This is a genomic window from Rhizobium sophoriradicis (genome assembly GCF_025200795.1).
In the GTDB taxonomy this organism is placed as follows: domain Bacteria; phylum Pseudomonadota; class Alphaproteobacteria; order Rhizobiales; family Rhizobiaceae; genus Rhizobium; species Rhizobium sophoriradicis.
The window spans coordinates 3670574-3695493 of sequence record NZ_CP104152.1 but is presented as its reverse complement, the minus strand read 5'-3'; the positions used below and the strand labels follow the sequence as shown (position 1 = coordinate 3695493).

Genomic DNA, 24920 nt, shown 5'->3' with positions numbered 1-24920 from the left:
ATGGGACTGATCGTCTACTATTCCAGCCGATCCGAAAATACCCATCGCTTCGTCGCCAAGCTCGGACTGCGCGCGGCGCGCATTCCGGCAGGTGGCGTTCCATATCCGCGAACCCTTCGTGCTTGTTGTGCCGACCTATAGCGGCGACGGCGGCAAGGGGGCCGTTCCCAAGCAGGTGATCCGTTTTTTGAACGATGCGGAAAACCGAGGACATCTCCGCGGGGTGATTGCCGCGGGCAACAGCAATTTCGGCGAGACATACGGGCTCGCCGGCGACGTGATCTCGCAGAAATGCCGGGTGCCTTACCTCTACAGATTCGAGCTCTTGGGCACCGAAGACGACGTCGCCAACGTCAAACACGGGATGGAACGATTTTGGATACGGGAACAACTCTGACGCGGGATGCGGGCGCAAAGCCGCATCTTACTTTGAAGGCAGCAGAAGCGCTCGACTACCACGCGCTGAATGCGATGCTGAACCTCTATGATGACGAGGGGAAGATCCAGCTCGACAAGGACCGTTTGGCGGCCAAGCAGTATTTCCTGCAGCATGTGAACCAGAACACGGTGTTCTTTCACAATCTCAGGGAAAAGCTCGATTATCTCGTGACCGAGGGCTATTACGAGCAGGAGGTGCTCGACCAGTACTCCTTCAATTTCGTACGCGACCTGTTTGACCAGGCCTATGCCCGAAAATTCCGTTTCCCGACCTTCCTCGGCGCCTTCAAATATTACACCAGCTATACGCTGAAGACCTTCGACGGAAAGCGCTATCTCGAGCGCTACGAGGACCGCATCTGCATGGTGGCGCTGACGCTCGCGCGCGGCGACGAGGGGCTTGCCCGCGATATGGTCGACGAGATCATTTCCGGCCGTTTCCAACCGGCGACCCCGACCTTCCTCAATGCCGGCAAGAAGCAGCGCGGCGAACTAGTTTCCTGCTTCCTGCTGCGGGTCGAGGACAATATGGAATCGATCGGCCGGTCGATCAATTCGGCGCTGCAATTGTCGAAGCGCGGCGGCGGCGTGGCGCTGTCGCTGACGAACATCCGTGAGGCCGGCGCGCCGATCAAGCAGATCGAGAACCAATCCTCGGGCATCATTCCGGTGATGAAGCTGCTCGAAGACTCGTTCTCTTATGCCAACCAGCTCGGTGCCCGTCAGGGAGCCGGCGCCGTTTATCTCAACGCCCATCACCCCGACATTATGCGCTTCCTCGACACGAAGCGCGAAAATGCCGACGAGAAGATCCGCATCAAGACGCTGTCGCTCGGCGTCGTCGTGCCCGACATCACCTTCGAACTCGCGAAAAACAATGAGGACATGTACCTGTTCTCGCCTTACGACGTTGAGCGCGTCTATGGCGTGCCTTTCACCGAGATTTCGGTGACGGAAAAGTATCGGGAGATGGTGGCGGATGCGCGCATCTCGAAGAAGAAGATCAAGGCGCGCGAATTCTTCCAGGTGATCGCCGAGATCCAGTTCGAGAGCGGTTATCCCTACATCATGTTCGAGGACACGGTGAACCGGGCGAACCCGATCGCCGGGCGTATTTCGATGAGCAATCTCTGCTCGGAGATTCTGCAGGTCAGCGAAGCGAGCGAATACAACGACGACCTCTCCTACAAGCATCTCGGCAAGGATATTTCCTGCAATCTCGGCTCGCTGAACATTGCGGCGGCGATGGACTCCGCCGATTTCGGCAGGACGATCGAGACGTCCATCCGGGCGCTGACGGCCGTCTCCGACATGAGCCACATCGCCTCGGTCCCTTCGATCGAGAAGGGCAACGACGAGAGCCATGCGATCGGCCTCGGCCAGATGAACCTGCACGGTTATCTCGCTCGCGAACGCATCTTCTACGGCTCCGAGGAAGGCGTCGATTTCACCAATATCTATTTCTATACGGTGACCTACCACGCGATCCGCGCCTCGAACCTGCTGGCCGTCGAACGCGGCACAAGCTTCAAGGGCTTCGAAAATTCGAAATATGCCTCCGGCGATTATTTCGACAAATATACCGAGCAGGAATGGAAGCCGGCGACGGAGAAGGTGCAGACGCTGTTCGACAAATCAGGAATCCATATTCCGACACAGGACGATTGGGCGGCATTGAAGACGGCTGTCATGACGTCCGGCCTCTATAACCAGAACCTGCAGGCGGTGCCGCCGACCGGATCGATCTCCTATATCAATCATTCGACCTCCTCGATCCATCCGATCGTCTCGAAGATCGAAATCCGCAAGGAAGGCAAGATTGGCCGCGTCTATTATCCGGCGCCGTTCATGACCAACGACAATCTCGATTATTATCAGGACGCCTACGAGATCGGACCGGAGAAGATCATCGACACCTATGCGGCGGCGACCCAGCACGTCGATCAGGGCCTGTCGCTGACATTGTTCTTCCGCGACACGGCGACGACGCGCGACATCAACAAGGCGCAGATTTACGCCTGGAGGAAGGGCATCAAGACGATCTACTACATCCGCCTTCGCCAGATGGCGCTATCCGGCACCGAGGTGCAGGGCTGCGTGTCTTGTACGCTGTGAATTGATTTCGCTCCGGACCGGCAAGATGCCCCTCACCCTAACCCTCTCCCCGTAAAAACGGGGAGAGGGGACGTGCCCTGCGAGAGGTTTGTGGGGAATGGAGAGCTTGCGGCGTGCCTCCTTCGCCCCGCAAGCGGGGAGAAGGTGCCGGCAGGCGGATGAGGGGCAAACTCAGACAAATTCCTCAAGAGGGACCGCTCAATGAACATGCAACTCAAATCCGTTTCCCGCGTGCGCGCCATCAACTGGAACCGTATCGAGGACGATAAGGATCTCGAAGTCTGGAACCGGCTGACCGGCAATTTCTGGCTGCCGGAGAAGGTGCCGCTTTCGAACGACATCCCGTCCTGGGCGACGCTGACGCCGGCCGAGCCGCAGCTGACCATCCGCGTCTTCACCGGGCTGACGCTGCTCGACACGATCCAGCACGGCGTCGGCGCGATCAGGCTGATGGAAGATGCGATAACCCCGCATGAGGAGGCGGTGCTTTCCAATATCTCCTTCATGGAGGCGGTGCATGCGCGCTCCTATTCCTCGATCTTTTCGACGCTGTGCTCGACGCCCGATGTCGACGATGCCTATCGCTGGTCGGAGGAAAACGAGTTCCTGCAGCGGAAATCGGCGCTGATCATGGAGCAGTATGGTTCAGGCGATCCATTGAAGAAGAAGGTCGCCAGCGTCTTCCTCGAAAGCTTCCTGTTCTATTCCGGCTTCTACCTGCCGATGTACTGGTCGAGCCGCGCCAAGCTGACCAACACGGCCGACATGATCCGGCTGATCATCCGCGACGAGGCGGTGCACGGCTATTATATCGGCTACAAGTTCCAGCGCGGGTTGGAGCGGCTTTCCGAGGAGAGAAGGCAGGAGATCAAGGATTTCGCCTTCGACCTGCTGCTCGAGCTCTACGACAACGAGGCCCGATATACCGAGGCGCTCTATGACGGCGTCGGGCTGACCGAGGACGTCAAGAAATTCCTGCATTACAATGCCAACAAGGCGCTGATGAACCTCGGCTACGAGGCGCTGTTCCCGGCCGAGGCCTGCAAGGTCAATCCGGCGATCCTGTCGGCGCTTTCGCCGAATGCCGACGAGAACCACGACTTCTTCTCCGGCTCCGGGTCGTCCTATGTCATCGGCAAGGCTGTGGCGACCGAGGATGAGGACTGGGATTTCTGAGGTTTTATCGCCATTTGCCCTTATCATTTGCTTCCCTGTCGCCCACATTCAGCGGAAACTGAAATCGATCCTCGCCGATGACGCGATGTAGCGGAGTTTTTTGATGTCGTCTTTTCCAAACAAGGCCGGGATTGCCGTCGAAGCCAACGACGGCGTTTGGCCGATCCGCAGGAGACGCGTTCTCGACTGGCTGGTGAACGAGACGCGCGGCGAGCGCTTCATCGACAACATCCTGGTGGAGATGTGTGAGAAGCTGCTGGCGGCTGGGGTGCCGGTGGCGCGGGCGACGCTGCATTTCAGGGTGAACCACCCGCAATGGGTCGGTGCCCGCATTCTTTGGAAGGAGGGACTGGCGGAGGCGAAGATCGATACATTCGCCTATGGCGTCGAAAACACGCCGGAGTTCCTGACCAGTCCGGTCAACGCGATCCATCAGGGTGCGGAGGAGGTGCACAGGCAGCTGGAAGGCGCAGCCGACGGCGAGATGGATTCATTCTATCAGGACCTGCGCGACGACGGCTTGACCGAGTATATCGCCTGGCCGGTCGAGCACACCTTCGGCAAGCGGCATGTCGTGACATTTTCCACCAGCCGGCCGGGCGGCTTCGAGCGCGAACATGTCGATTTCCTGCGCGATCTCCTGCCAGCGCTAACGCTTGTCAGCGAAATCCGGCTGAAGAATATCATGGCGCGCACGCTGCTGCAGACCTATGTGGGACCGCATGCGAGCGAACATATCCTGTCGGGCGTCACGACGCGCGGCAGCGGCGCCACCGTCGGCGCGGCGATCATGATCTGCGACCTGCGCGACTTTACGGGGATCTCCGATCTCTGGCCGCGCGACGATGTCATCCATCTGCTCAACGATTATTTCGACGCCATGTCCGACCCGATCGAGCGCTATGGCGGCGAGATCCTGAAGTTCATGGGCGACGGATTGCTGGCGATCTTCCCGTTAGCCAAGGAAACGGCCTGCCATGATCTGCTGCAGGCGATCCGCGAGGGGCAGGCGTTGATGGCGCAACTGAACCAGCAGTATGCGGGCAACGGGCGTGAACCGCTGCGCTACGGGGTCGGCGTGCATGTCGGCGATGTCATGTACGGCAATATCGGCTCGCGCCGGCGGCTCGATTTCACCGTCATCGGCCCGGCGGTCAATGTCGCCTCGCGGCTGGAAAGCCTGACCAAGGAGGTCAAGCGTCCGGTGCTCCTGTCGCGGGCCTTCGTCGAAATGGCGGGCTGCGCGCAAGAGATGGACAGTCTCGGCACCTTCCCGCTGCGCGGGCTCGGCGAACCGGTCGATGTCTTCGCTTTTCCTGAGCGGTAGGCGCAGACAGGTTCAGACGCCGCGTTTGTTTCCCCACAGCAGCACGTGCAGCTGCGGCAGCACGCGCGGCGCAAACCATCGGTCGGCCGTCACCTTCTCGACGAGCCAGTGCATCCGATCCATCACGCCCTCGATATCGATACGCGCGTCGTCATCATTGGGTGGCGGCGGCGTGTGGTTTCCGGGCTGAAGGAACAAGGGAATATAGGGATAGCGCTCCCCCACCTGTCGCGCGAACGCGTAGTCGGCATCGTCGAAGACCACGATTTTCAATGCGATCTCCGGCCCGCCGGCGGTGAGCCGAAGGCAATTGTCGAGCTCGCCCCAATCAGTCGACATTCCGCTTGACGGCGGCTTGGGGCTCAAGACCAGGATATCGAGATCGCGAAACCAGTTCCGGGCCACACTTCCCTGCGTTTCCAGCGCGAAGCGGTATCCCTGGGAGTGGCCGAGCTCGATCAGCGGTCCCAAAGGCTGGATCGCCGGATTGCCGCCGGACAAAGAAACCGTCATCGGCCTGCCTCCGGAGAGCTTCGTGACCTCCTGCCAGATCGCCTCGGCCGACATGGGGCTCCATTGATCGCGGAAGGCGCTATCGACCGCGTGAAGGCTGTCGCACCACGAGCAGCGGTAGTCGCAGCCGCCCGTCCGGACGAACACCGTCGGCAGCCCGATCAAGGCGCCTTCGCCCTGGATGGTCGGGCCGAAGATCTCGCTGACGCGAATGGTCTCTCCGCTCATGGCCGGTACTCCGCCCAGGTCTTCGGCGTCTCGCTGACGCGAACGGACGATGTCTCTGGGAAACGCTGCTTGCACCAGTCGTAAAAGTGCTTTGCCAGGAATTCGGACGTGACTTTCGAATGACCGAAGACCTCGTTCAGGTGGCGATGATCGAGAGCATCGTCGATATAGCGCTTGAGCGGCGAGAGGTCGTGATAGTCGCGAACGAAGCCGTCGTCATTCAGGCTTTCGGCGGCGAGCTCGACGACGACGATATAGTTATGGCCGTGGAGCCTGGCGCATTGATGGTCGGCCGGCAGATGATCCAGCTGGTGCGAGGCGGAGAGGTGAAATTCCTTAGTGATGCGATACATCAACGCACCTCCGCGGCGGAATATTGCGACACCGCCGCTTTCCAGAAATCCCGGTCTTCATAGTCCGTCGGATCGGAAATGCCGGCAAGATGGAAAGCCTCGCGGCGTTCGACGCAGGTTCCGCAGCGCCCGCAATGGAGCCTGCCGCCTTTGTAGCAGGACCAGGTCTCGGCAAACGGCGTACCGTGTTTTGCGCCGTCGGCGACGATCGCCGCTTTGGGCACATCGACATACGGCGCCAGCAGTCTGACGCTGGCATAACCGTCCAGTGCTTCGTTCTGCATGCGCTGGAAGGCGTCGATGAAGCCCGGCCGGCAGTCCGGATAGATGAAGTGGTCGCCGCCATGCACGGCGACGGCGACGGCATCCGCCTTCTGCGCGGCCGCCAGGCCGAAGGCGATCGCCAGCATGATGGCATTGCGGTTCGGCACCACGGTGGCCTTCATGGTCTCCTCGGCATAGTGGCCGTCCGGGACCTCGACATTATCGGTCAGCGCCGATCCGCTGAGATGGCCGCCGATGGCGGCGATATCGATGATATGATGAGGAACTGAGAGACGCGCGGCACACCGGGCGGCGAAGTCAAGTTCCTTGCGGTGCCGCTGGCCGTAGTCGAAGGAGACGAGGCCGATAAGCTGTTGTTCCGCTGCTATCTTGTGGGCAAGCGAAACGGAGTCGAGTCCGCCAGAGCAGACGACGATAGTCTTCATATGTTGGATTCCCTTGTTTTGACCGGGTGGGCTGCGACCGGATTACGGCGTGCTTCTACGGCAAATCTCGCCTCAGGGAAATAGGCGGGTCCTAATGATCGGAAAATTGATCAGCGGCCGATCCTCGTGGATGGGGTTGGCGCGCAATCGATATACGTCGGCTGCGGATGAGATCGCACTCGCGGGCGACATGGAGACCGCGTCCGGATCTCAAAGGCGTATAGGTGGACTGGTGAATAGAAGGATTAATAAACTAATTAATTCAATAGGATAATAGAAAAGGCATATTTTTCTCGGGAGTCGAGAAAGGACTTGACGATCAGAGGCTTATCACGTTTTAAATTAGCAACCGTGCGGAGGAGCGCGGCCGAATGTTGACCGCCGCAAGGCGGAAAGCATCGGGCGGCAGGGAGGGCCCGCCGCCGATTTTCAATGGGAGGAATTTCATGCGCAAGTTTTTGAGCTCGGCGGCTGTTGCCGTCGTGATGATGGCTGGCCTCGGTGCGGCGCGGGCCGCCGACGTAAAAGAGGTGCAGATGCTGCACTGGTGGACATCTGGCGGCGAGGCGGCTGCCTTGAACGTCTTGAAGGAGGATCTGTCGAAGGAAGGTTTTGCCTGGAAGGACGTGCCGGTTGCCGGCGGCGGCGGTGATGCGGCGATGACGGCGCTGAAGGCGATGGTTGCGGCAGGCACCTATCCGACCGCCTCGCAGATGCTGGGTTACACCGTGCTCGATTATGCCGAGGCCGGCGTCATGGGCGATCTGACCGAGACGGCGAAGAAGGAAGGCTGGGACAAGTCGGTGCCGGCGGCCCTGCAGAAGTTCTCCGTCTATGACGGCAAATGGGTGGCAGCCCCTGTTAACGTCCACTCGGTCAACTGGCTGTGGATCAACAAGGCGGTGATGGACAAGATCGGCGGCACGGAGCCGAAGACCTTCGACGACCTGATCGCGCTGCTCGACAAGGCGAAGGCTGCGGGTGTGATCCCCTTGGCGCTCGGCGGCCAGAACTGGCAGGAGGCGACGATGTTCGATTCCATCGTGCTGTCGACCGGCGGCCCGGAATTCTACAAGAAGGCGATGAACGACCTCGACGAGGAATCGCTGAAGTCGGAGACGATGAAGAAGTCCTTCGACAACCTGGCGAAGATCGTCAAATATGTCGATCCGAACTTCTCCGGCCGTGACTGGAATCTCGCGACCGCCATGGTCATCAAGGGTGATGCGCTGGTGCAGGTGATGGGCGACTGGGCCAAGGGCGAATTCGTCGCCGCCAAGAAGACGCCGGACACCGACTTCCTCTGCTACCGCTTCCCCGGCACCGACGGCAGCGTCATCTACAACTCCGACATGTTCGGCATGTTCAACGTCCCGGACGACCGCAAGGCGGCGCAGGTGGCGCTGGCGACGGCAACGCTGTCGAAGAGCTTCCAGTCGGCCTTCAACGTCGTCAAGGGTTCGGTGCCGGCTCGCACAGACGTTCCCGACACCGACTTCGACGCCTGCGGCAAGAAGGGCATCGCCGATCTGAAGGCGGCCAATGAGGGCGGCACGCTGTTCGGTTCGCTGGCCCAGGGTTATGGCGCGCCGCCGGCGATCGCCAATGCCTATAAGGACGTCGTCTCGAAGTTCGTCCACGGCCAGATCAAGAGCTCCGACGAAGCCGTCACCCAGCTCGTCCAGGCGATCGACGACGCCCGCTGAGATCAGTCGATGAACAAGGCTTCCCCGTCTCTTGGGCCGGGGAAGCGTCAGGCTCCGCGACGATCATTGCCGAGCCGATCCTGCAGGAAGGGAGATGATATCCATGAGCACAGTTGCGACCACCGATCCGGTTCTGACCCCCGGGCAGACGACGCCGATCTCGCTCAGAGGCCGGCTGCAGGATGCGCTGCCGAAGATCGTGCTGGCGCCGAGCTTCGTCATCACCCTGGTCTTCGTCTACGGCTTCATCGTCTGGACGGCCTATCTCTCCTTCACCAATTCCAAGACCTTCCCGTCTTATGCGCTGACGGGACCGCGCGCCTATCAACGGCTGTGGCGCTGGACCTTCGAGAGCGATCCGCCATCCTCCTGGTACACCTCGATCACCAACATGGCGATCTTCGGCTTTCTCTATGTCGGCATCTGCCTGGCACTCGGCCTGCTGCTCGCCATCCTGCTCGACCAGAAGATCCGCGGCGAGGGGCTGCTGAGACCAATCTTCCTCTATCCGATGGCGCTGTCCTTCATCGTCACAGGGGTGGCCTGGAAATGGTTCCTCGATCCCGGCCTCGGGCTGGAGCAGACGCTGCATCACTTCGGCTGGACGAGCTTCCACTTCGACTGGATCAAGAACAAGGACTTCGTCATCTACACCGTCGTCATCGCCGGCGTCTGGCAGGCCTCGGGCTTCGTCATGGCGATGTTTTTGGCCGGGCTTCGCGGCATCGACGGCGAGATCATGAAGGCGGCTGAGATCGACGGCGCCTCGCCCTTCCAGCTTTACCGCCGCATCGTCATCCCGCTGCTGCGGCCGATCTTCCTCTCCGCCTTCATCGTGCTCGCCCATATGGCGATCAAGTCCTACGACCTGGTGGTGGCGCTGACCTCGGGAGGGCCGGGCGGCTCGGCCTGGCTGCCGTCCAACTTCATGTATGAATATACCTTCAAGCGCAACGAGATGGCCGTCGGCTCGGCCAGCGCCATCATCATGCTGATGACGATCTCGGCGATCATCGTGCCCTATCTCTATTCCGAACTGAAGGAGAAGGCGCGATGAGCAGCGTCACCTCTCCCATCGCCACCCCGACCGCAACGCTCTCGCAGCGCAGCGACAACAGCGACCAGAGCAGCAACACCCGCTGGATCGGCCGCCTGGTCATCTACGGCCTGCTGCTGATCTTCGCCATCCTCTATCTGATGCCGCTCTTCGTCATGCTGGTGACCTCGTTCAAGACGATGGAGGAGATCCAGGGCGGCAACATGCTGGCGCTGCCGCAATCGCCGACCTTCGATCCCTGGATCAAGGCCTGGGGCGAGACCTGCGTCGGGCTGACCTGCGCCGGCATCAAGGGCTACTTCTGGAACTCGATCAAGATGGTCGTACCGGCGGTGGCGATCTCCACCATCATGGGGGCGCTCAACGGCTATATCCTGACCAAATGGCGTTTCCCCGGCCATATGCTGGTGTTCGGGTTGATGCTGTTTGCCTGCTTCATCCCGTTCCAGTCGGTGCTGTTGCCGATGGCGACCATCCTCGGCTCGCTCGGCCGCTTCGGCGTCACCCTGCAGAACGCCACCGGCTGGAACTTCGGCTTCGGCAATCCGACCGTCAACCTGGTCTTCGTCCATGTCGTCTACGGATTGGGCTTCACCACGCTGTTCTTCCGCAACTTCTACGAAGCCTTTCCGACCGAGCTGGTCAGAGCCGCCCAGGTCGACGGCGCCAGCTTCTTCCAGATCTTCCGCCGCATCATGCTGCCGAACTCGCTGCCGATCATCGTCGTCACCGTCATCTACCAGTTCACCAATATCTGGAACGACTTCCTGTTTGCCTCGGCTTACGCCGGCACCGGTGACTCCATGCCGATGATGGTGGCGCTCAACAATGTCGTCAACACCTCGACCGGGGTGGTCGAATACAATGTCAACATGGCGGCGGCGATGATCGCCGCCGTTCCGACGCTCATCGTCTACATCCTCGCCGGCCGCTACTTCGTGCGCGGTCTGATGGCGGGCGCAGTCAAAGGGTAAGTCATGGCCTTCCTGGAAATCTCCGGTCTCAGAAAGCGCTTCGGCGCCGTCGACATCCTCAAGGGCATCGACCTCGAACTCGAAAAGGGCGGCTTCCTGGTGCTGGTCGGCCCGTCCGGCTGCGGCAAGTCGACCCTGCTCAACACCATTGCGGGGCTGGAGACGATCACCGCGGGCGATATCCGGATCGACGGGCGCGCCATCAACGGTCTGCATCCGTCCAAGCGCGACATCGCCATGGTGTTCCAGTCCTATGCGCTCTATCCGAATATGACGGTGGCGGGCAATATCGCCTTCGGCATGGAGATCCGCGGCGTGCCGAAGGAGGAGCGGGCCAAGGCGATCAAACAGGTCTCCGACATGCTGCAGATCGGCCATCTGCTCGATCGCAAGCCGAGCCAGCTGTCCGGCGGCCAGCGCCAGCGCGTCGCCATGGGCCGGGCTTTGGTGCGCAATCCGCAGGTCTTCCTGTTCGACGAGCCCTTGTCCAATCTCGACGCCAAGCTGCGCGTCGACATGCGCACCGAGATCAAGCGGCTGCACCAGCGCATGGGCACGACCTTCGTCTATGTCACCCACGACCAGATCGAGGCGATGACGCTGGCGACCAAGATCGCCGTGCTCAAGGACGGGGTGCTGCAGCAGTTCGGCACGCCGGCCGAGATCTATAACAGCCCGGCCAATCTCTTCGTCGCCGACTTCATGGGATCGCCGGCGATGAACCTGCTCAACGCCACCGTCGAGGCCAGTGCGTCCGGGATCGCCGTCGCACTCGAACGGCCGAATGGCGCGCCGCTGAGATTGCCGGTGGTCTCCGGCAATCACGGCCTGTCGGCCTATGCCGGCAAGCAGGTGATCTTCGGCATCCGCCCGGAAGCCTTGACCGATCCTGACGGCGCCGACCGCAAGGCGCGCTCGCTGACCGAGGACGATTGCCTGATCGAAGTGGTCGAACCGGCCGGCTCCGACACCTTCGCCGTCACCAAGCTCGGCGGCAAATCCGTCGTCGCCCGCCTGCGCGCCGATGCCGGCATCGCGCCGGGCCAGAACACCCGGCTTGCCTTCAATCTCGACAAGGCCGTGTTCTTCGATCCAGACAGCCAAGTGCGGATCGCGTGATGGCCGTCAGGCGGCGGCCGTCACAGTGAGGGTCACCGGCGCGAAACGCGAGGAGATCGCTTCGACGGTGATCTCGCCGACCAGACCCGTCGCCTCCAGCCAGAAGCCGGCGGTGCCGCCCTGCAGCGGCACATTGGCCGGGCCGACGATTTTTCCGGGTCCATGCACTTTCAGCGCAATGCTGTCGTTCATGAAGGGCAGGCGCTGGCCGCATTGGTCGAGGGCGCGAATGATGACGCGGGTGCTGTCGCGTTCGCGGGCCTTCAGCGTGTGGCTGTCGGCGACGATTTCCAGCGTCGTCGGCAGCGGATCGGCGGCAAACGTCAGGCTCGCCACCGGCTCGCCGCCGATATAACCGGTCAAGGTGCCGTCGATCCATTCCAGACCCCAGGTGCCGAGCTCGTCGGCGGTGAAGTGGCGATGATCGAGCACGACGGGCGGATGCGGCAGATGCGGATAATTCTCGCGGTCCGGGCCGATGCGCTTGCTGAGCCCGCCATATTGCAGTTCCACCTCGTCGCAATTGGTGAGGATGATCAGCGGCAGCACGCCGCCGATATTGCGCTCGCCGCGCGCCCAGAAGGTCACCGGCTTCATGACGATCTCATCGGACGGGTCGCACTGACTGATATAGGCATAGGCGGCGAATTTCGGCTCGCGGAACATGTCCATGACGCCGTGATAGCAGATGCGGTCGCCCGAGCCGAAATCCTTGTGGGTGTTGTAATCGAACATGCACCAGCCGATCGCGCCCGAGATATCGGGGTCGCCATAGGCGGCATTCAGCACCTCTAGGTGACGGCGCACATGCTCGGCCTGGCGCTGCTCCTGGTCATAGATCTTCGTCGGGTGCATGTGGCCGTTGAACTCGGTGATGAGATACGGCACTTTTTTCGACAGCCCGGTATTTTCCTCTTGGCCGCGCAATGCGGTGCGCGGGCGGTTGGCGCCCGGCAGTTCCTCGTTGCCGAGGATGAAGTCGTTCATCGTATAGACGTCCTCGAGCAGCTCGCTCTCGGTGATATAACGCACGCCGCCGGTCTGGCGAGTGCTGTCGAGTTCGCGGGCGAGGCGATTGGTCTCGGCGTAGAAGTCGTGATTATCCTGCGATTCGTTGATGCGCACGCCCCAGATGATGATCGAGGGATGGTTCCAGTCGCGCTCGATCATACGGCGGACGTTCTCGATCGATTCCTTCTGCCAGTCGGCGTCGCCAATATGCTGCCAGCCCGGGATCTCTTCGAAGACCAGCAGGCCGATCGCATCGCAGCGGTCGAGGAACCATTTCGACTGCGGATAATGCGAGGTGCGGACGATATTGCACTTCAGCACGCTCTTCATGATGTCGGCGTCGCGCTCCTGGGCGGACCGGCCGGCAGCATAACCGATATAGGGGAAGGACTGGTGACGGTTGAGGCCGCGCAGCTTCAGCGGCTTGCCGTTCAAGAGGAAACCTTCCGGCGTGAACTCGGCGGTGCGGAAGCCGAAGCGGGAGGAGACGCGGTCGGAGCCGTGCTCTGTCCGGAGTTCGACGGTGACCTCGTAGAGCGTGGGATCGGTAATGTCCCAGAGCGCGATGCCGGTAAGGCCGCCAAAGGAAAGCCTGGTGCGGTCGCCGATCGTCTCGGTCGCTGCGGTGGCGATCACCGCGCCGTCCGACTGCTTCAGCGTGGCGGTGACGGTCGCCGAGAAGCTGCGGCCCTCGGGATTGGCGATATCGACGCGGATGGTTGCCGATTTCTCTGGAGCGAGGACGTCGGTGGTTTCGATCTTGAGATTGCGGATCGACACCGGATCGGTGACCTTCAGCCAAACGTCGCGGTAGATGCCGGCATATGTGAGATAATCGATGCGGCCGCCGAAGGGCGGAATGGCGGGGTTTTCGCTACCGTCGATCTTGACGGTAATGAGGTTCTCGCCCTTCAGGAGCTTGCCAGTGAGGCGGGCCTCGAAGGGGGTGTAGCCGTCCTTGTGGGCGATGATTTCTTCGCCGTTCAGATAGACGACGCTGTCGGCCATGGCGGCGTCGAAGACGAGCGAGACCTCGCGGCCCTCGAATTCCGGCAGCCAGCGCAGTACCTTCTGATAGGTGAAGGCGCGCTGGTAGCTGGTCTCGTCGAAATAGTTGAACGGCAGTTCGATGGCGGTATGGGGGAGGCTGACCGACTTGGCGGCGTCGAAGCTTTCGAGCAGACGCTGTCCGAAGCCCTCATGGAAACTCCAGCCTTCGTTGAAGGAAACGACGGAACGCATCTCAGGCTCTCCCGGTCATGGCATCAGAAGTGGTGCGGCGCCCTTCGGCGCGTGAAAATCGGGTCATCGGGACATCCCTTCTTGATGCAATGGATGCGCGGGCTGCCAGAACAGGATGTTGTCCGAAACCGCTCACAGGTTTCGGCCACATGCTCTAAAGCACGCACATCGAATCTCATTCGTGTGACGCGCTTTAGCTTTTTTTATGCACGTCGTCATCCCGGAACGGCGATCTTCAAGCCGGTGCCTGATCCTCACGGATATTGTGCGCCGTTCGTCTTCGTATAGATCGAATAGACCGAGCGCGTCGCGGTTATGAACAGCCGGTTTTTCTTGGGGCCGCCGAAGGTGAGGTTGGAGACCGTCTGCGGCACCCTGATCTTGCCGAGCAGCGTGCCGTCGGATGAGAAGCAATGTACGCCGTCACCAGCGCTCGTCCAGAGATTGCCGCTGACATCGAAACGGAAACCATCAGGATTGCCGACATCGAGGCTACAGAAATAGCGGCTGTTGGTAAGCCTTGTGCCGTCGACGACGTCGAAAACTCTTATATGGCGCGGCACTTCATGTTTTGCCGAGCCGGAATCGGCGATGTAGAGCTGCGTCTCGTCGGGCGAGAAGGCAAGCCCGTTCGGCTGAATGAAATCCTCGATGACGGCCTCGATCGCGCCGCTTGAAGGATCGATCCGATAGACATTGCGGGTCGGCTGTTCGGGCTCGGCCTTATGGCCCTCGTAGTCCGACAGGATGCCGTAGGTCGGATCGGTGAACCAGATCGAACCGTCGGAACTAACGACGACATCGTTCGGTGAGTTCAGCCGTTTGCCCTTATAGCTGTCGGCGAGAACGGTGATGCTGCCGTCCGGCTCGGTGCGGGTGACGCGGCGGCCGCCATGCTCGCAGGAGATGAGCCGGCCCTGCCGGTCGCGAGTGTTGCCGTTGACGTAGTTGGACGGCGAGCGAAAGACGGAGACCGTACCGTCGGGCGTCCAGCGCATCATGCGTTCGTTCGGGATATCGCTCCAGAGAAGGCAGTTCAGATCGGAAAACCAGACCGGGCCCTCCGTCCAGCGGCAGCCGGAATAGAGCTCCTCAAGGGCTGCGCTGCCGATAACCAGAGCGCCGAAACGTTCATCGCGGATGTCATAAAGCGGATTGTCGGCCACGCCAGTTCCTCCCAGAATATGCCGTCACTTTCCTAGCGACAAACGGAGGGAGGTGCCAGAGCCCGACGATCGGAAATGCCGGGCTCCAGTTTTTTCAGAGGGCGGCGACCGGATGCGGCGAGCCGTCGTAAGCACCCCAGATCGACTGGTCGAAGCAGATGACCGAGCCGGTCATCAGCCCCGATTCGGCCGACGACAGATAAGCGCAGGCCCGCGCCACCTCATGCGGATCGACGAGGCGGCCGAAGGGCTGGTTCGCTGCCGCCTTCTCCAGCCAGTCGGCCGGTGCATTGTGATATTCGCGCTGGATGCGGTCCTCGCCTTCCGACGCCATCCAGCCGATATTGAGGCCGTTGACGCGGATTCGGTTGCGCAGGAGCGCATAGGCGGTGTTCTTCGTTAGCGTTTCCAACGCGCCCTTGGAGGCGCAATAGGCGGCGATGAAGGGCTGGCCGGCTTTGGCCGACATCGAGCCGATGTTGACGATCGTGCCTTCGATCTTTTCGCGGCGCATGACCTTCACCGTCTCCTGCATCAGGAAGAACGGCGCCCGCACGTTGACGGCGAACATGGCGTCGAAGAGTTCCGGGCTCGTATCGAGGATTGTGCCGCGATCGGTGATGGCGGCGGCATTGACCAGCGCGTCGACCCGGCCGAAGGCGTCGTCGCAGGCGTGCACGACATTCCGCGCGTCTTCGACCTTTCCGAGATCGGCCTTGACATAGACGACCCGCGCTCCGGTGGCGGCGGAAATCTCGGCAGCCTTCGCCTTGCCTTTGGCTTCGTTGCGCCCGCAGATGACGATGCCTGCCGCGCCGCGTTCGGCAAAGAGCCGGGCAATGGTAGCGCCCAAGCCTTGCGTGCCGCCGGTGACGATGGCGATCTTGCCATCGAGGCGGCCGTGGTCTGTGCTCATGGGGTTCCTCCTTGTGATGATATGCGGCGGCCTCCCCGCGGGTGGGGGGGCGGTTATGTTACTGCGTGAGGCCCCCTCATCCGCCTGCCGGCAGGCGGATGAGGGGGCTCCAGTCTACAAGTTCAGCTCAGCTTCTTCCGCGCCTGCTCTGCAAGCGCTGCCGCAAAGGCTTCGTCGCTCCAGCCCTCCCTTAGCGCCTCGTGCATCAGCTGTGCCTGCGTCTTCGGCGCCAGGCCGCCGAGCGGCGGGTCGCGATCGAGATTGGTGGGGAAGGAATAGCCTTCGGCGCAGGCGGCGACGGCGTTGGCGATTTCATCGGGGGAGAACCTGCCCTGCAAGGTCTTCAGAGCGGGAAAGAGCCTGGCGCTCATTCTTTCGCGGTTGACGGTTTCCATGGCCCGGCCGAAGGCCGAGGAAACCTGCAGCAGGTTGGCGACGCGCTTGATATCGGCCGAGCGATTGGTGCCGGCAGCGTGAAAGAGTGCGGGGTTGAAGAAGACAACGTCGCCTTTTTCGAGCGGCAGCTGCACATGGTTGGCGTCGAAATAATCCCGGAACTCCTGCCGTTTGAGCGCAAGATAACCTGGCACATAGGTCTGGCTATGCGGCAGGAAGAGCGTCGGGCCGCTTTCGAGCGGCATGTCGCAATGGGCGACCGCACCCTGCAGCGTCAATACCGGCGAGAGTCGGTGCACATGCGCCGGAAACTGCTCGATCACCTGAGACGACTGGAAGCCGAGATGGTAGTCGCGATGCGCCGACTGTGCCGCGCCGCCCGGATTGACGCGGTTGACCTGCGCCGTCATCTGGTAGCTTGGGCCCAGCCAGGCTTCGCTTGCCAGAGCAATGATGGCATTGCCGTAATATTTGGCAAAATTCATTGGGTCGGCGAGGCAATGTTTCTCCAGCGAATTCCAGATGCGGTCGTTGGCGCCCGGCTTGGCGAAGTGATCGCCGCCGCCGGTCGAGGTGCGATGCTGCTCCTCAATGATGGCGTCGAAGATCGCGCTGGCGCGGTCGATGACGCCGGTATCCTCGTAAGCATGTTTGAATACGATGACGCCGGGGCCTTCGCCCAAGGCTTCGCAGATTTCAGCCCGCACGGCGCGTTTGTCTTCTACCGTTGCGACCGCCGTCACCTTGCGGCTGTCATAGATCAGGATGTTCTTCTCGACCGCGGACGCGGTGGGATAGTCGGCAAGCGCGGTCGTCTTTTCCGCCAGGTGGCGAAAATCGGCAAGATCGCAGGCGTCTTCGGAAAGCCAAACACGGTCGGCGCGCATTTTCCTGAGGTTGTCGGTTTTCATCATGGGCTCCTCCCTCTTCCGATGGAGGCACTATACGCCGCGATGCGCGGTGATATAGATCAGCAATCCATCAAAAAACCATCAGAAGGATTCCTATGGCGCATGTCTTTCTCGTCAAGGAGATCGCCGTCGCTGGAAGTCATTACGCCCTACACTATGCCGGTGGCGGTTGAGCCAATTGGCTTTCCCTCGAAGCCGAATTTGGGCTACAGCTTAGGCAGCAGCGAAGGTGAGCGCCATGGATTACAGCGACGTCAGCACGATTGCGGCCTGGGTTACGGAACAGGGGCTGAAGGGCGTTTCTGAAGCAGAGCTGATGACCGGTTTTTGCGCGGCCTGCCGCAAGGCCGGCCTGCCGCTCGACCGCGGCCTGGCGCTGATGGATACGCTGCACCCCGTGCATGAAGGCCGTGCCTTCCGCTGGGACAGCGTGGAGGAGATCGAAGTCGAATTCGAGTATGGTCCGACGATCTCGGGCGAAGCGGCGGCGAATTGGCAGCGCTCGGCCTTCTATCATCTTTGGTCGGGTAACGAGCGGGAGGTGCGCCGACGCCTGGGCTTTGGCGATCCGATCGATTTCGCCATGCTCGACAAGATTGCGGAAGCCGGCCACACGGATTTCGTGGCGATGATGCATCGTTTCAGCGAAGCCGGCACGATCGGCGAAATGGATTGCTTTTTCTCGCATTTCGCAACCAAACACCCGCAAGGTTTTTCCGATCATGATCTTGCCATCCTGCGCAAGCTGGTGCCGGTTCTCGGATTGGCGATCAAATGCATTGCGCTTGGACGCATCGCGCGCACCATCGCGGAAGTCTATCTCGGCGAGGACGCGGCGCGCCAGGTGATGGAGGGCAAGATCAGCCGCGGCAAATCGGAGCGGATTTCGGCCGCCCTCTGGTTTTCCGATCTCCTGAACTACACCAAGATCTCCGACCGTGTGCCGCCGGAGGAAATCATCCCGCTGCTCAACGATTACAGTGAGGTGGCGATCTCGGCGATCCATGAGGCCGGCGGCAATGTCCTGAAGCTGATCGGCGACGGGGTGCTCGCCATTTTCAAGGGCGAGGTGCCGGCCGAGACCTGCCGGGCGGCGCTCAGCGCCGAATCGCTGCTGCGGGAGAAGCTCGTTACGCTGAATGCCGCGCGCGCGGCCGACGGCAGGCCGACGACGGACGTCTATATTGGCCTGCATATCGGCGATGTCTTCTATGGCAATATCGGCAGCCAGGACCGGCTGGACTTCACCGTCATCGGCCCGGCCGTCAACGAAGTCAGCCGGATTGCCTCGATGTGCCGTTCGGTCGATCTCAACCTGTTGATCTCCTCCGATTTCGCAGCGGCGATACCGGAGGAACAGCGCGCCGCGCTTGCGTGCGTCGGGCGCTATGCGCTTCGTGGGGTGCAGCGCGCCCAGGAACTTTACACACTGGACAGCGCACGGCTGAGAGACTGACCGTCTGACGTCGCGAGGTGCTATCGCAGCAGGCCTTGGCCGCCATCGATCCAGATGGGGGTGCCGGTGATGTGCCGGGCGCGCTCGGAGGCGAGGAAGAGGATGGTTTCGGCGACATCCTCGCTCTTGCCCGCCTTGCCGCCGGCGATCGGAATATCGCCTTCCGGCCAGATGACCGGGACCTCGGTTTCTTCACGACCACGACTGGCGGTATTGGCGTTGATATTGGTTTCGATCTCGCCGGGGCAGACGGCATTGACGCGGATGCCGTGTCGCCCGAGCTCCAGAGCGAGCTGCTGGACCATGGCCACCTGGCCGGCCTTGGTGGCGGTGTAGGCGGTGGCGCCCGGGGTGGTAAAGGTGCGGGTGCCGTTGATCGAGGAGACGACGATAATCGAACCGCCGCGATGCTTCAAAAGCGGAACCGTCAGATGCAGGGTCAGATAGGTGCCCCGCAGATTGACGGCGATCGTCTTGTCCCACTCGTCCGGCTTCAGATCGTCGATTGGAGCCCAGACACCGTTGATCCCGGCATTGGCGACGACGATGTCCAGGCCATCGAAGGTATCAGTGAGTTTCTGCACCGCGGCTCGCATTTGAGCCTCGTCGCTGGTATCGGCCGTCAGCGCGATCGCCTCTCCGCCGGCCGACTTGATCTCGGCGCAGGTCTTTTCGACTTCGTCTGCCGTCCGGCTCAAAGCCGCTACCCTTGCTCCCTCGGCAGCGAGCTTCAACGCGGCTGCCTTGCCGATGCCGGAACCGGCGCCGGTTACCAACGCGATCTTTCCCTTCAGCTCCATGGACGCTCTCCTTGACGTTCTGCCGTATGCCAATGTCCGGCGCGGCAGTTGGTTCCGGATGAGAGTTTGTCGCGCTTATCTGAGAAGCGTCTGCTTGAAGGCCCATTTCTCCGGTCCATGGACGGCGGCAAAGAGCAGGCCGGCGAGGAAGGTGAAGTGATCGACGAAGAAGCCGAACTCGGCCTGGTTCTGCTGCCAATGGGATGGCCCGTGGAAGGCGAATGCGAGAAAAATCACGTAGATGCCTGCGAGCAGGCTGGCCTCGCGGAAGAATGCGCCCGATATGAAGGCGAGGGCCAGCGCGATCTCGAAGAAGGCTGCGATCCAGGTCAGGAAGGTCGGCATCGGGAAACCGGCAGCGGCGATATAGCCGGAAGTCGCGCCGATATCGGCGAATTTGAAGCCGGCGGCCATGAAGAAGATAAAACTGAAGATGATGCGGGCGGCGAATATTGCGATTGCTCTGGCCATGAAAACCTCCTCTTGGGCTTCCACTATGACGGATGAGCGGCCTGATCTCCGACACGGCGAATAAAAAAGGGCCGCTCGCGCGACCCTTTCCCTTTTACCATTCGGCAAAGCTGCCGTCGGCGTGGCGCCAGACCGGGTTGCGCCAGCGGTGGCCCTCTTTGGCGCGTTCCATGACATAGGCTTCGTCCACTTCGATGCCGAGGCCCGGCCCTTGCGGGATCGAGACGAAACCATCCGCATAGTGGAACACCTCCTTGTTGGAGATGTAGTCGAGGATGTCGTTGCCGGTATTGTAATGGATGCCGAGGCTCTGCTCCTGGATGAAGGCGTTGTAGCTGACGGCGTCGACCTGCAGGCAGGCGGCAAGCGCGATCGGGCCGAGCGGGCAATGCGGCGCCAGCGCCACGTCATAGGCTTCAGCCATGGCTGCGATCTTGCGGCATTCGGTGATGCCGCCGGCATGCGAAAGATCCGGCTGAATGATGTCGACGTAACCGTCGGAAAGCACCTGCTTGAAGTCCCAGCGGGAATAAAGCCGTTCGCCGAGCGCAATCGGTGTCGAGGTGTGGTTGACGATATCGCGCAGCGCTTCCTTGTTTTCGGAGAGCACCGGCTCTTCGATGAACATCAGCTTGTAAGGTTCGAGCTCCTTGGCGAGAACCTTGGCCATCGGCTTGTGGACGCGGCCGTGGAAATCGACGCCGATGCCGATATGCGGGCCGATCGCCTCGCGGATGGCGGCGATCGTCTCGACCGCCTTCTCCACCTTCTCATTGGTGTCGACGATCTGCATCTCCTCGCAGCCGTTGAGCTTGATCGCCTTGAAGCCGCGGGCGACCACCTCCCTGGCATTGTTGGCGACATCGGCGGGACGGTCGCCGCCGATCCAGGAGTAGACCTTGATGCGGTCGCGCAGCTGGCCGCCGAGCAGCGAATGGATCGGCTGTCCAAGGGCCTTGCCTTTGATATCCCAGAGCGCCTGATCGATGCCGGAGATCGCGCTCATATGGGCGGCACCGCCGCGATAGAAGCCGCCGCGATACATCACCGTCCAGTGGTCCTCGATCAGGAAGGGATTCTTGCCGATCAGGTAGTCTTCGAGTTCGTGGACGGCGGCCTCGACGGTCAGCGCGCGGCCTTCGACAACCGGCTCACCCCAGCCGACGATACCTTCGTCGGTCTCGACCTTCAGAAACAGCCAGCGCGGCGGAACAATATAGGTAGTGAGTTTGGTGATCTTCATCGCGGTTCTTCAGCTTTTCCTGTAGTTGAGATCGGCGGCATTTCCGCAGAGGTGGGTGGGATCGATTACTTCGTTCTGCCGATCACCTTCTCGGCGGCGGCAAGGTCGCGTACCGCAAGATCGAGCATGCGGTTGGCGCATTCGCGGGCGCCGGTCTTGTCCCGCATGCGCAAAGCCTCGACCAGCTGGCCGTGAACGAGTACCGCATCCTCCCGGTTTTCGACGGCGATGTTGGAGGCATGCAATGCATATTTCAGCGCCGCATGGATGGCGCTCGACAGGCGGCGGAAGACCTGGTTGTGGCTGGCGGTGAGCAGCACGGTGTGAAACATCACATCGGCGTCGGTGAAGCTTTCCGGTTCGCCGGCGCTGTCGCGCATCTGCCGCCAGGCCTTGTCGAGATCGGCGATCTCCTGGGCGCTGGCGCGTTCGGCGGCATATTCGGCGGCTGCCGGCTCTATGGTGCGCCGGGCTTCGAGAATGCAGCCCAACAGGTCGAAGTCCTTGATGTAAGGCCCCATCCAGTCGAGCACCTCGGCGTCCAGGATATTCCACTCGTCCCTGTCGCAAACGGTCGTTCCGACCCGCGGCTTGCCGCGAACGAGCCCCTTGGACTCCAGCACTTTCAATGATTCGCGAATGACGGTGCGGCTGACGCCGTAGAGTTCGCAGAGATCATTCTCACGGGGCAGCGGTGAGCCCGAGGGATAGCGATCCGCACAGATATCCTGAGCGATCGCCGCCGTAACGTTACGGCGTACGCGCGGCCGGCGTTCGCTGCTTCTGGAGGTTTCCGCTCGGCTTTGTCCCTCAGATTCCAACTTCACCTCTCCGCAACTCTCTTCCGCGAAAGAAACCGAACCTCATTATCCGAATTCGATCGGCTTTACGACGGGCCCTCCCGACTCTCGCTGTTATCCTATTTATTCCAATCATCATACATTGGCAATTGACTGGTATGATGATTTAACATAATTCATTGGGCACTGCCGGGGAGGCAGTTGCTCGATTTCAGAGTTTAGGGAGAGAGACATGCGCTTGTTCAAAGCAGCCATCGTGGCTGGCGCTTTCGCCGTTTTGGCGGCCGGCTCGGCATTTTCCGCGGACGTGAAGATTGGCTTCATCGTCAAGCAGCCCGAGGAGCCGTGGTTCCAGGACGAGTGGAAATTCGCCGACCAGGCAGCAAAGGAAAAAGGCTTCACCGTCGTCAAGATCGGCGCTGAAGACGGCGAGAAGGTTCAGTCGGCGATCGACAATCTCGGCGCCCAGGGCGCGCAGGGCTTCATCATCTGCACGCCCGACGTCAAGCTCGGCCCGGGCATCGTCGCCAAGGCGGAAGCCAACCAATTGAAGCTGATGACGGTCGACGACCGCCTGGTCAGCGCCGACGGCAAGCCGTTGGAAGAGGTTCCGCATATGGGCATCTCGGCCACCAAGATCGGCGAGACCGTCGGTCAGGCCATCGTCGACGAAATCAAGAAGCGCGGCTGGGACATGAAGAATGTCGGCGCGATCCGGGTTTCTTACGATCAGCTGCCGACCGCGGTCGACCGCGTCGAGGGCGCGATTTCGGTGCTGAAGTCCGCCGGCTTCCCTGCCGAGAATATTTATGACGCGCCGCAGGCGAAGACCGATACGGAAGCGGCGCTCAATGCCGCGACCACGGTTCTCAACAAACATGCCGATGTAAAATACTGGGTTGCCTTCGGCCTCAACGACGAAGCCGTCCTCGGCGCCGTCCGTGCTTCCGAATCCGTCGGCATTCCGGCGACCAACATCATCGGCGTCGGCATAGGCGGAGCGGAATCGGCGATCAACGAATTCAAGAAGCCGGCAGCGACGGGGTTCTTCGGCACCGTCATCATCTCGCCGAAGCGTCACGGCTATGAAACGGCGCTGAACATGTATGAGTGGATCGCCAACGGCAAGGAGCCGGCAAAACTGACGCTGACCTCCGGCTCGCTGGCGTTGCGCGGCGATTACGAGAAGGTCCGCAAGGATCTTGGCATCGAGTGACCATCTCCAGATGATGTCAATCCGGCAGCACCCGAGCGTGCTGCCGGATCCTTCTCGGCGGAGCGGTGATGGCTTTCCTCGAATTCAACAACATCTCCAAGGGCTATCCCGGCGTGCAGGCGCTGGCGAATGTTTCCTTCACCGTCGAGAAGGGCGCCGTCCATGGCCTGATGGGCGAAAACGGCGCCGGCAAATCAACGCTGATCCGCGTGCTTTCAGGCGATCAGGCCGCCGATGACGGTGACATCTTCATCGACGGCGAGGAGCAAAAATACGGCTCAGTGCGCGACGCCTTCCACGCCGGCATTGTCGTCATCCACCAGGAGCTGCAGCTCGTTCCGGAATTGACGGTTGCCGAAAACCTCTGGCTCGGCCGCTTTCCGGCCAAGGGCGGCGTCATCAATTCGAAGACGCTGATCGAGACGGTGCGGGTGAAGCTCGAGGAGATCGGCATCGACGTCGATCCTTCCGCAAAGGTCAGCTCGCTTTCGATCGGCGCTCGGCAGATGATCGAGATCGCCAAGGCCATCATGCTCGACGCGCGAGTGATCGCGCTCGACGAGCCGACCTCCTCGCTTTCCTCGCGTGAAAGTGAAATCCTGTTCTCGCTTATCGACAGGCTGAAGGCAAAGGGGACGGTCATTCTCTACGTCTCGCATCGGCTGGACGAGATTTTTCGTCTTTGCGACAGCCTGACGGTGCTGCGCGACGGCAGGCTTGCCGCCCATCATCCCGCCATTGCCGAGACGACGCGCGAACAGATCATTTCGGAAATGGTCGGGCGCGAAATCAGCAATGTCTGGGGATGGCGCCAACGCGCGCTCGGCGACGTCAGGCTGGAGGTCAAGGGCCTGTCCGGGCCGAGACTGCGCACCCCTATCGGCTTTTCAGTCCGCCGAGGCGAGATCCTCGGTTTCTTCGGGCTGATCGGCGCCGGCCGCAGCGAGATGGCGCGGCTGCTTTACGGCGCCGATGCCAGACATCAAGGCCAAGTTACGATCGACGGCATTGCCGTCTCTCCTGACAATCCGAAAGCGGCGATCAAGGCCGGCATGGTGCTCTGCCCCGAGGATCGCAAGTTCGACGGCATCATCCAAGGTCGGTCGGTCGAAGAGAATATCGCCATTTCTTCACGCCGGCACTATTCATCCTTCGGCCTTTTGAAGCCGAAGATGGAGGCCGCACAGGCAGACCGATTTATCGCCAGGCTTCGAGTGCGCACACCGACGCGCCGGCAGGACATCGTCAATCTCTCCGGCGGCAATCAGCAGAAGGTCATTCTCGGGCGCTGGCTTTCCGAGCAGGGCATCAAGGTCCTCGTCATCGACGAGCCGACTCGCGGTATCGATGTCGGGGCGAAGTCGGAAATCTACGACATCCTCTATGAGCTGGCGGCCGACGGCATGGCGATCGTGGTGATATCAAGCGAGTTGCCCGAGGTCATGGGCATCTGCGATCGCATCATGGTGATGTGCCAGGGCAGGGTGGCGGCGAATGTCGCCCGGCCGGATTTCAACGAGCGCAGCATCCTGACGGCGGCACTGCCCGACAAGAATGCCGCCGGCACCACTTAGGA

At 61.2% G+C, this 24920-nt stretch carries 21 protein-coding genes and 1 pseudogene; 11 read left to right on the top strand and 11 right to left on the bottom strand.

Annotation, left to right across the window (positions count from 1 at the left end; genetic code table 11):
- The 4 genes and pseudogenes from nrdI to N2597_RS18110 all read left to right on the top strand — a co-directional run bounded on the left by nrdI (window position 1) and on the right by N2597_RS18110 (window position 5056).
- Window positions 1-397: pseudogene (gene nrdI, locus N2597_RS18125) on the top strand (class Ib ribonucleoside-diphosphate reductase assembly flavoprotein NrdI).
- The gene (gene nrdE, locus N2597_RS18120) at window positions 376-2553 is read left to right on the top strand and encodes a class 1b ribonucleoside-diphosphate reductase subunit alpha (protein ID WP_183600108.1); all 2178 of its coding nucleotides are present in this window, start codon (window positions 376-378) and stop codon (window positions 2551-2553) included. Before nrdI ends, nrdE begins: the two are co-directional and overlap by 22 nt.
- Window positions 2554-2754: 201 nt before the next feature.
- Window positions 2755-3729: a class 1b ribonucleoside-diphosphate reductase subunit beta gene (gene nrdF / locus N2597_RS18115; RefSeq protein WP_183600106.1), complete on the top strand. Its 975-nt coding sequence runs from the start codon at window positions 2755-2757 to the stop codon at window positions 3727-3729.
- A gap of 103 nt (window positions 3730-3832) precedes the next feature.
- Window positions 3833-5056: an adenylate/guanylate cyclase domain-containing protein gene (locus tag N2597_RS18110; protein WP_183600104.1), complete on the top strand. Its 1224-nt coding sequence runs from the start codon at window positions 3833-3835 to the stop codon at window positions 5054-5056.
- 12 nt (window positions 5057-5068) lie between these two features.
- Here the strand turns inward: N2597_RS18110 and queE are convergent, their stop codons facing one another.
- Genes queE through queC form a run of 3 tightly spaced genes read right to left on the bottom strand, consistent with a single transcriptional unit; the run spans window position 5069 to window position 6860 of the window.
- Entirely contained in the window at window positions 5069-5797 is a 729-nt protein-coding gene (gene queE, locus N2597_RS18105; RefSeq protein ID WP_183600102.1) for a 7-carboxy-7-deazaguanine synthase QueE, read from the bottom strand.
- A complete protein-coding gene (gene queD / locus N2597_RS18100) occupies window positions 5794-6150 on the bottom strand; it encodes a 6-carboxytetrahydropterin synthase QueD (protein ID WP_183600100.1) in 357 nt (118 codons plus the stop codon). The genes queE and queD overlap by 4 nt, the downstream gene beginning before the upstream one ends.
- On the bottom strand, window positions 6150-6860 hold the full coding sequence (gene queC / locus N2597_RS18095) for a 7-cyano-7-deazaguanine synthase QueC (protein WP_183600098.1): 711 nt from the start codon (window positions 6858-6860) through the stop codon (window positions 6150-6152). The genes queD and queC overlap by 1 nt, the downstream gene beginning before the upstream one ends.
- A gap of 446 nt (window positions 6861-7306) precedes the next feature.
- Here queC and N2597_RS18090 point away from each other — a divergent pair, with 446 nt between their 5' ends.
- The 4 genes from N2597_RS18090 (at window position 7307) to N2597_RS18075 (ending at window position 11716) form a co-directional block, all read left to right on the top strand.
- Entirely contained in the window at window positions 7307-8566 is a 1260-nt protein-coding gene (locus N2597_RS18090) for an ABC transporter substrate-binding protein (protein WP_183747945.1), read from the top strand.
- A 103-nt stretch (window positions 8567-8669) separates the two neighbouring features.
- On the top strand, window positions 8670-9623 hold the full coding sequence (locus N2597_RS18085; protein WP_183600196.1) for a carbohydrate ABC transporter permease: 954 nt from the start codon (window positions 8670-8672) through the stop codon (window positions 9621-9623).
- Window positions 9620-10597 (top strand): carbohydrate ABC transporter permease, encoded by a 978-nt coding sequence (locus N2597_RS18080; protein WP_341356194.1) that lies wholly within the window; start codon window positions 9620-9622, stop codon window positions 10595-10597. Before N2597_RS18085 ends, N2597_RS18080 begins: the two co-directional genes overlap by 4 nt.
- A gap of 3 nt (window positions 10598-10600) precedes the next feature.
- Window positions 10601-11716: an ABC transporter ATP-binding protein gene (locus N2597_RS18075; protein ID WP_183600200.1), complete on the top strand. Its 1116-nt coding sequence runs from the start codon at window positions 10601-10603 to the stop codon at window positions 11714-11716.
- A gap of 6 nt (window positions 11717-11722) precedes the next feature.
- On the opposite strand, the gene N2597_RS18070 is transcribed toward N2597_RS18075, so the two are convergent.
- The 4 genes from N2597_RS18070 to N2597_RS18055 form a co-directional block, all read right to left on the bottom strand.
- On the bottom strand, window positions 11723-13969 hold the full coding sequence (locus N2597_RS18070) for a glycoside hydrolase family 2 protein (protein WP_096763754.1): 2247 nt from the start codon (window positions 13967-13969) through the stop codon (window positions 11723-11725).
- Window positions 13970-14223: 254 nt separating this feature from the next.
- Window positions 14224-15135 (bottom strand): SMP-30/gluconolactonase/LRE family protein, encoded by a 912-nt coding sequence (locus N2597_RS18065; protein ID WP_183599854.1) that lies wholly within the window; start codon window positions 15133-15135, stop codon window positions 14224-14226.
- Window positions 15136-15229: 94 nt separating this feature from the next.
- Window positions 15230-16051, bottom strand: a complete 822-nt coding sequence (locus tag N2597_RS18060; RefSeq protein WP_183599856.1) for an SDR family oxidoreductase — start codon at window positions 16049-16051, stop codon at window positions 15230-15232.
- Window positions 16052-16173: 122 nt separating this feature from the next.
- The gene (locus N2597_RS18055; RefSeq protein ID WP_183599872.1) at window positions 16174-17358 is read right to left on the bottom strand and encodes a phytanoyl-CoA dioxygenase family protein; all 1185 of its coding nucleotides are present in this window, start codon (window positions 17356-17358) and stop codon (window positions 16174-16176) included.
- A gap of 238 nt (window positions 17359-17596) precedes the next feature.
- Here N2597_RS18055 and N2597_RS18050 point away from each other — a divergent pair, with 238 nt between their 5' ends.
- The gene (locus N2597_RS18050) at window positions 17597-18814 is read left to right on the top strand and encodes an adenylate/guanylate cyclase domain-containing protein (RefSeq protein ID WP_038691494.1); all 1218 of its coding nucleotides are present in this window, start codon (window positions 17597-17599) and stop codon (window positions 18812-18814) included.
- 20 nt (window positions 18815-18834) lie between these two features.
- Here the strand turns inward: N2597_RS18050 and N2597_RS18045 are convergent, their stop codons facing one another.
- The 4 genes from N2597_RS18045 to N2597_RS18030 all read right to left on the bottom strand — a co-directional run bounded on the left by N2597_RS18045 (window position 18835) and on the right by N2597_RS18030 (window position 22155).
- On the bottom strand, window positions 18835-19614 hold the full coding sequence (locus tag N2597_RS18045) for an SDR family oxidoreductase (RefSeq protein WP_183599858.1): 780 nt from the start codon (window positions 19612-19614) through the stop codon (window positions 18835-18837).
- A gap of 75 nt (window positions 19615-19689) precedes the next feature.
- The gene (locus N2597_RS18040) at window positions 19690-20085 is read right to left on the bottom strand and encodes a DoxX family protein (RefSeq protein ID WP_038691489.1); all 396 of its coding nucleotides are present in this window, start codon (window positions 20083-20085) and stop codon (window positions 19690-19692) included.
- Window positions 20086-20179: 94 nt separating this feature from the next.
- Entirely contained in the window at window positions 20180-21328 is a 1149-nt protein-coding gene (gene dgoD, locus N2597_RS18035; RefSeq protein WP_096763750.1) for a galactonate dehydratase, read from the bottom strand.
- 65 nt (window positions 21329-21393) lie between these two features.
- Window positions 21394-22155: a FadR/GntR family transcriptional regulator gene (locus N2597_RS18030; RefSeq protein WP_406549687.1), complete on the bottom strand. Its 762-nt coding sequence runs from the start codon at window positions 22153-22155 to the stop codon at window positions 21394-21396.
- 205 nt (window positions 22156-22360) lie between these two features.
- Between N2597_RS18030 and N2597_RS18025 the strand changes: the two genes are divergently transcribed.
- A complete protein-coding gene (locus tag N2597_RS18025) occupies window positions 22361-23344 on the top strand; it encodes an arabinose ABC transporter substrate-binding protein (RefSeq protein WP_096763748.1) in 984 nt (327 codons plus the stop codon).
- A 68-nt stretch (window positions 23345-23412) separates the two neighbouring features.
- Window positions 23413-24918, top strand: a complete 1506-nt coding sequence (araG, locus tag N2597_RS18020) for an L-arabinose ABC transporter ATP-binding protein AraG (RefSeq protein ID WP_096763747.1) — start codon at window positions 23413-23415, stop codon at window positions 24916-24918.
- Window positions 24919-24920 lie beyond the last annotated feature (2 nt).

Bases quoted from the DNA above. Each gene is read 5' to 3' on its own strand.
- N2597_RS18090 (WP_183747945.1), top strand. From the start codon at position 7,307: ATGCGCAAGTTTTTGAGCTCGGCGGCTGTTGCCGTCGTGATGATGGCT.
- N2597_RS18070 (WP_096763754.1), bottom strand. From the start codon at position 13,969: ATGCGTTCCGTCGTTTCCTTCAACGAAGGCTGGAGTTTCCATGAGGGC.
- araG (WP_096763747.1), top strand. From the start codon at position 23,413: ATGGCTTTCCTCGAATTCAACAACATCTCCAAGGGCTATCCCGGCGTG.
- N2597_RS18025 (WP_096763748.1), top strand. From the start codon at position 22,361: ATGCGCTTGTTCAAAGCAGCCATCGTGGCTGGCGCTTTCGCCGTTTTG.
- N2597_RS18080 (WP_341356194.1), top strand. From the start codon at position 9,620: ATGAGCAGCGTCACCTCTCCCATCGCCACCCCGACCGCAACGCTCTCG.
- N2597_RS18040 (WP_038691489.1), bottom strand. From the start codon at position 20,085: ATGGCCAGAGCAATCGCAATATTCGCCGCCCGCATCATCTTCAGTTTT.
- N2597_RS18045 (WP_183599858.1), bottom strand. From the start codon at position 19,614: ATGGAGCTGAAGGGAAAGATCGCGTTGGTAACCGGCGCCGGTTCCGGC.
- queD (WP_183600100.1), bottom strand. From the start codon at position 6,150: ATGTATCGCATCACTAAGGAATTTCACCTCTCCGCCTCGCACCAGCTG.
- N2597_RS18085 (WP_183600196.1), top strand. From the start codon at position 8,670: ATGAGCACAGTTGCGACCACCGATCCGGTTCTGACCCCCGGGCAGACG.
- N2597_RS18055 (WP_183599872.1), bottom strand. From the start codon at position 17,358: ATGAAAACCGACAACCTCAGGAAAATGCGCGCCGACCGTGTTTGGCTT.
- N2597_RS18110 (WP_183600104.1), top strand. From the start codon at position 3,833: ATGTCGTCTTTTCCAAACAAGGCCGGGATTGCCGTCGAAGCCAACGAC.
- N2597_RS18050 (WP_038691494.1), top strand. From the start codon at position 17,597: ATGGATTACAGCGACGTCAGCACGATTGCGGCCTGGGTTACGGAACAG.
- N2597_RS18075 (WP_183600200.1), top strand. From the start codon at position 10,601: ATGGCCTTCCTGGAAATCTCCGGTCTCAGAAAGCGCTTCGGCGCCGTC.
- dgoD (WP_096763750.1), bottom strand. From the start codon at position 21,328: ATGAAGATCACCAAACTCACTACCTATATTGTTCCGCCGCGCTGGCTG.
- N2597_RS18060 (WP_183599856.1), bottom strand. From the start codon at position 16,051: ATGAGCACAGACCACGGCCGCCTCGATGGCAAGATCGCCATCGTCACC.
- nrdF (WP_183600106.1), top strand. From the start codon at position 2,755: ATGAACATGCAACTCAAATCCGTTTCCCGCGTGCGCGCCATCAACTGG.
- queC (WP_183600098.1), bottom strand. From the start codon at position 6,860: ATGAAGACTATCGTCGTCTGCTCTGGCGGACTCGACTCCGTTTCGCTT.
- queE (WP_183600102.1), bottom strand. From the start codon at position 5,797: ATGAGCGGAGAGACCATTCGCGTCAGCGAGATCTTCGGCCCGACCATC.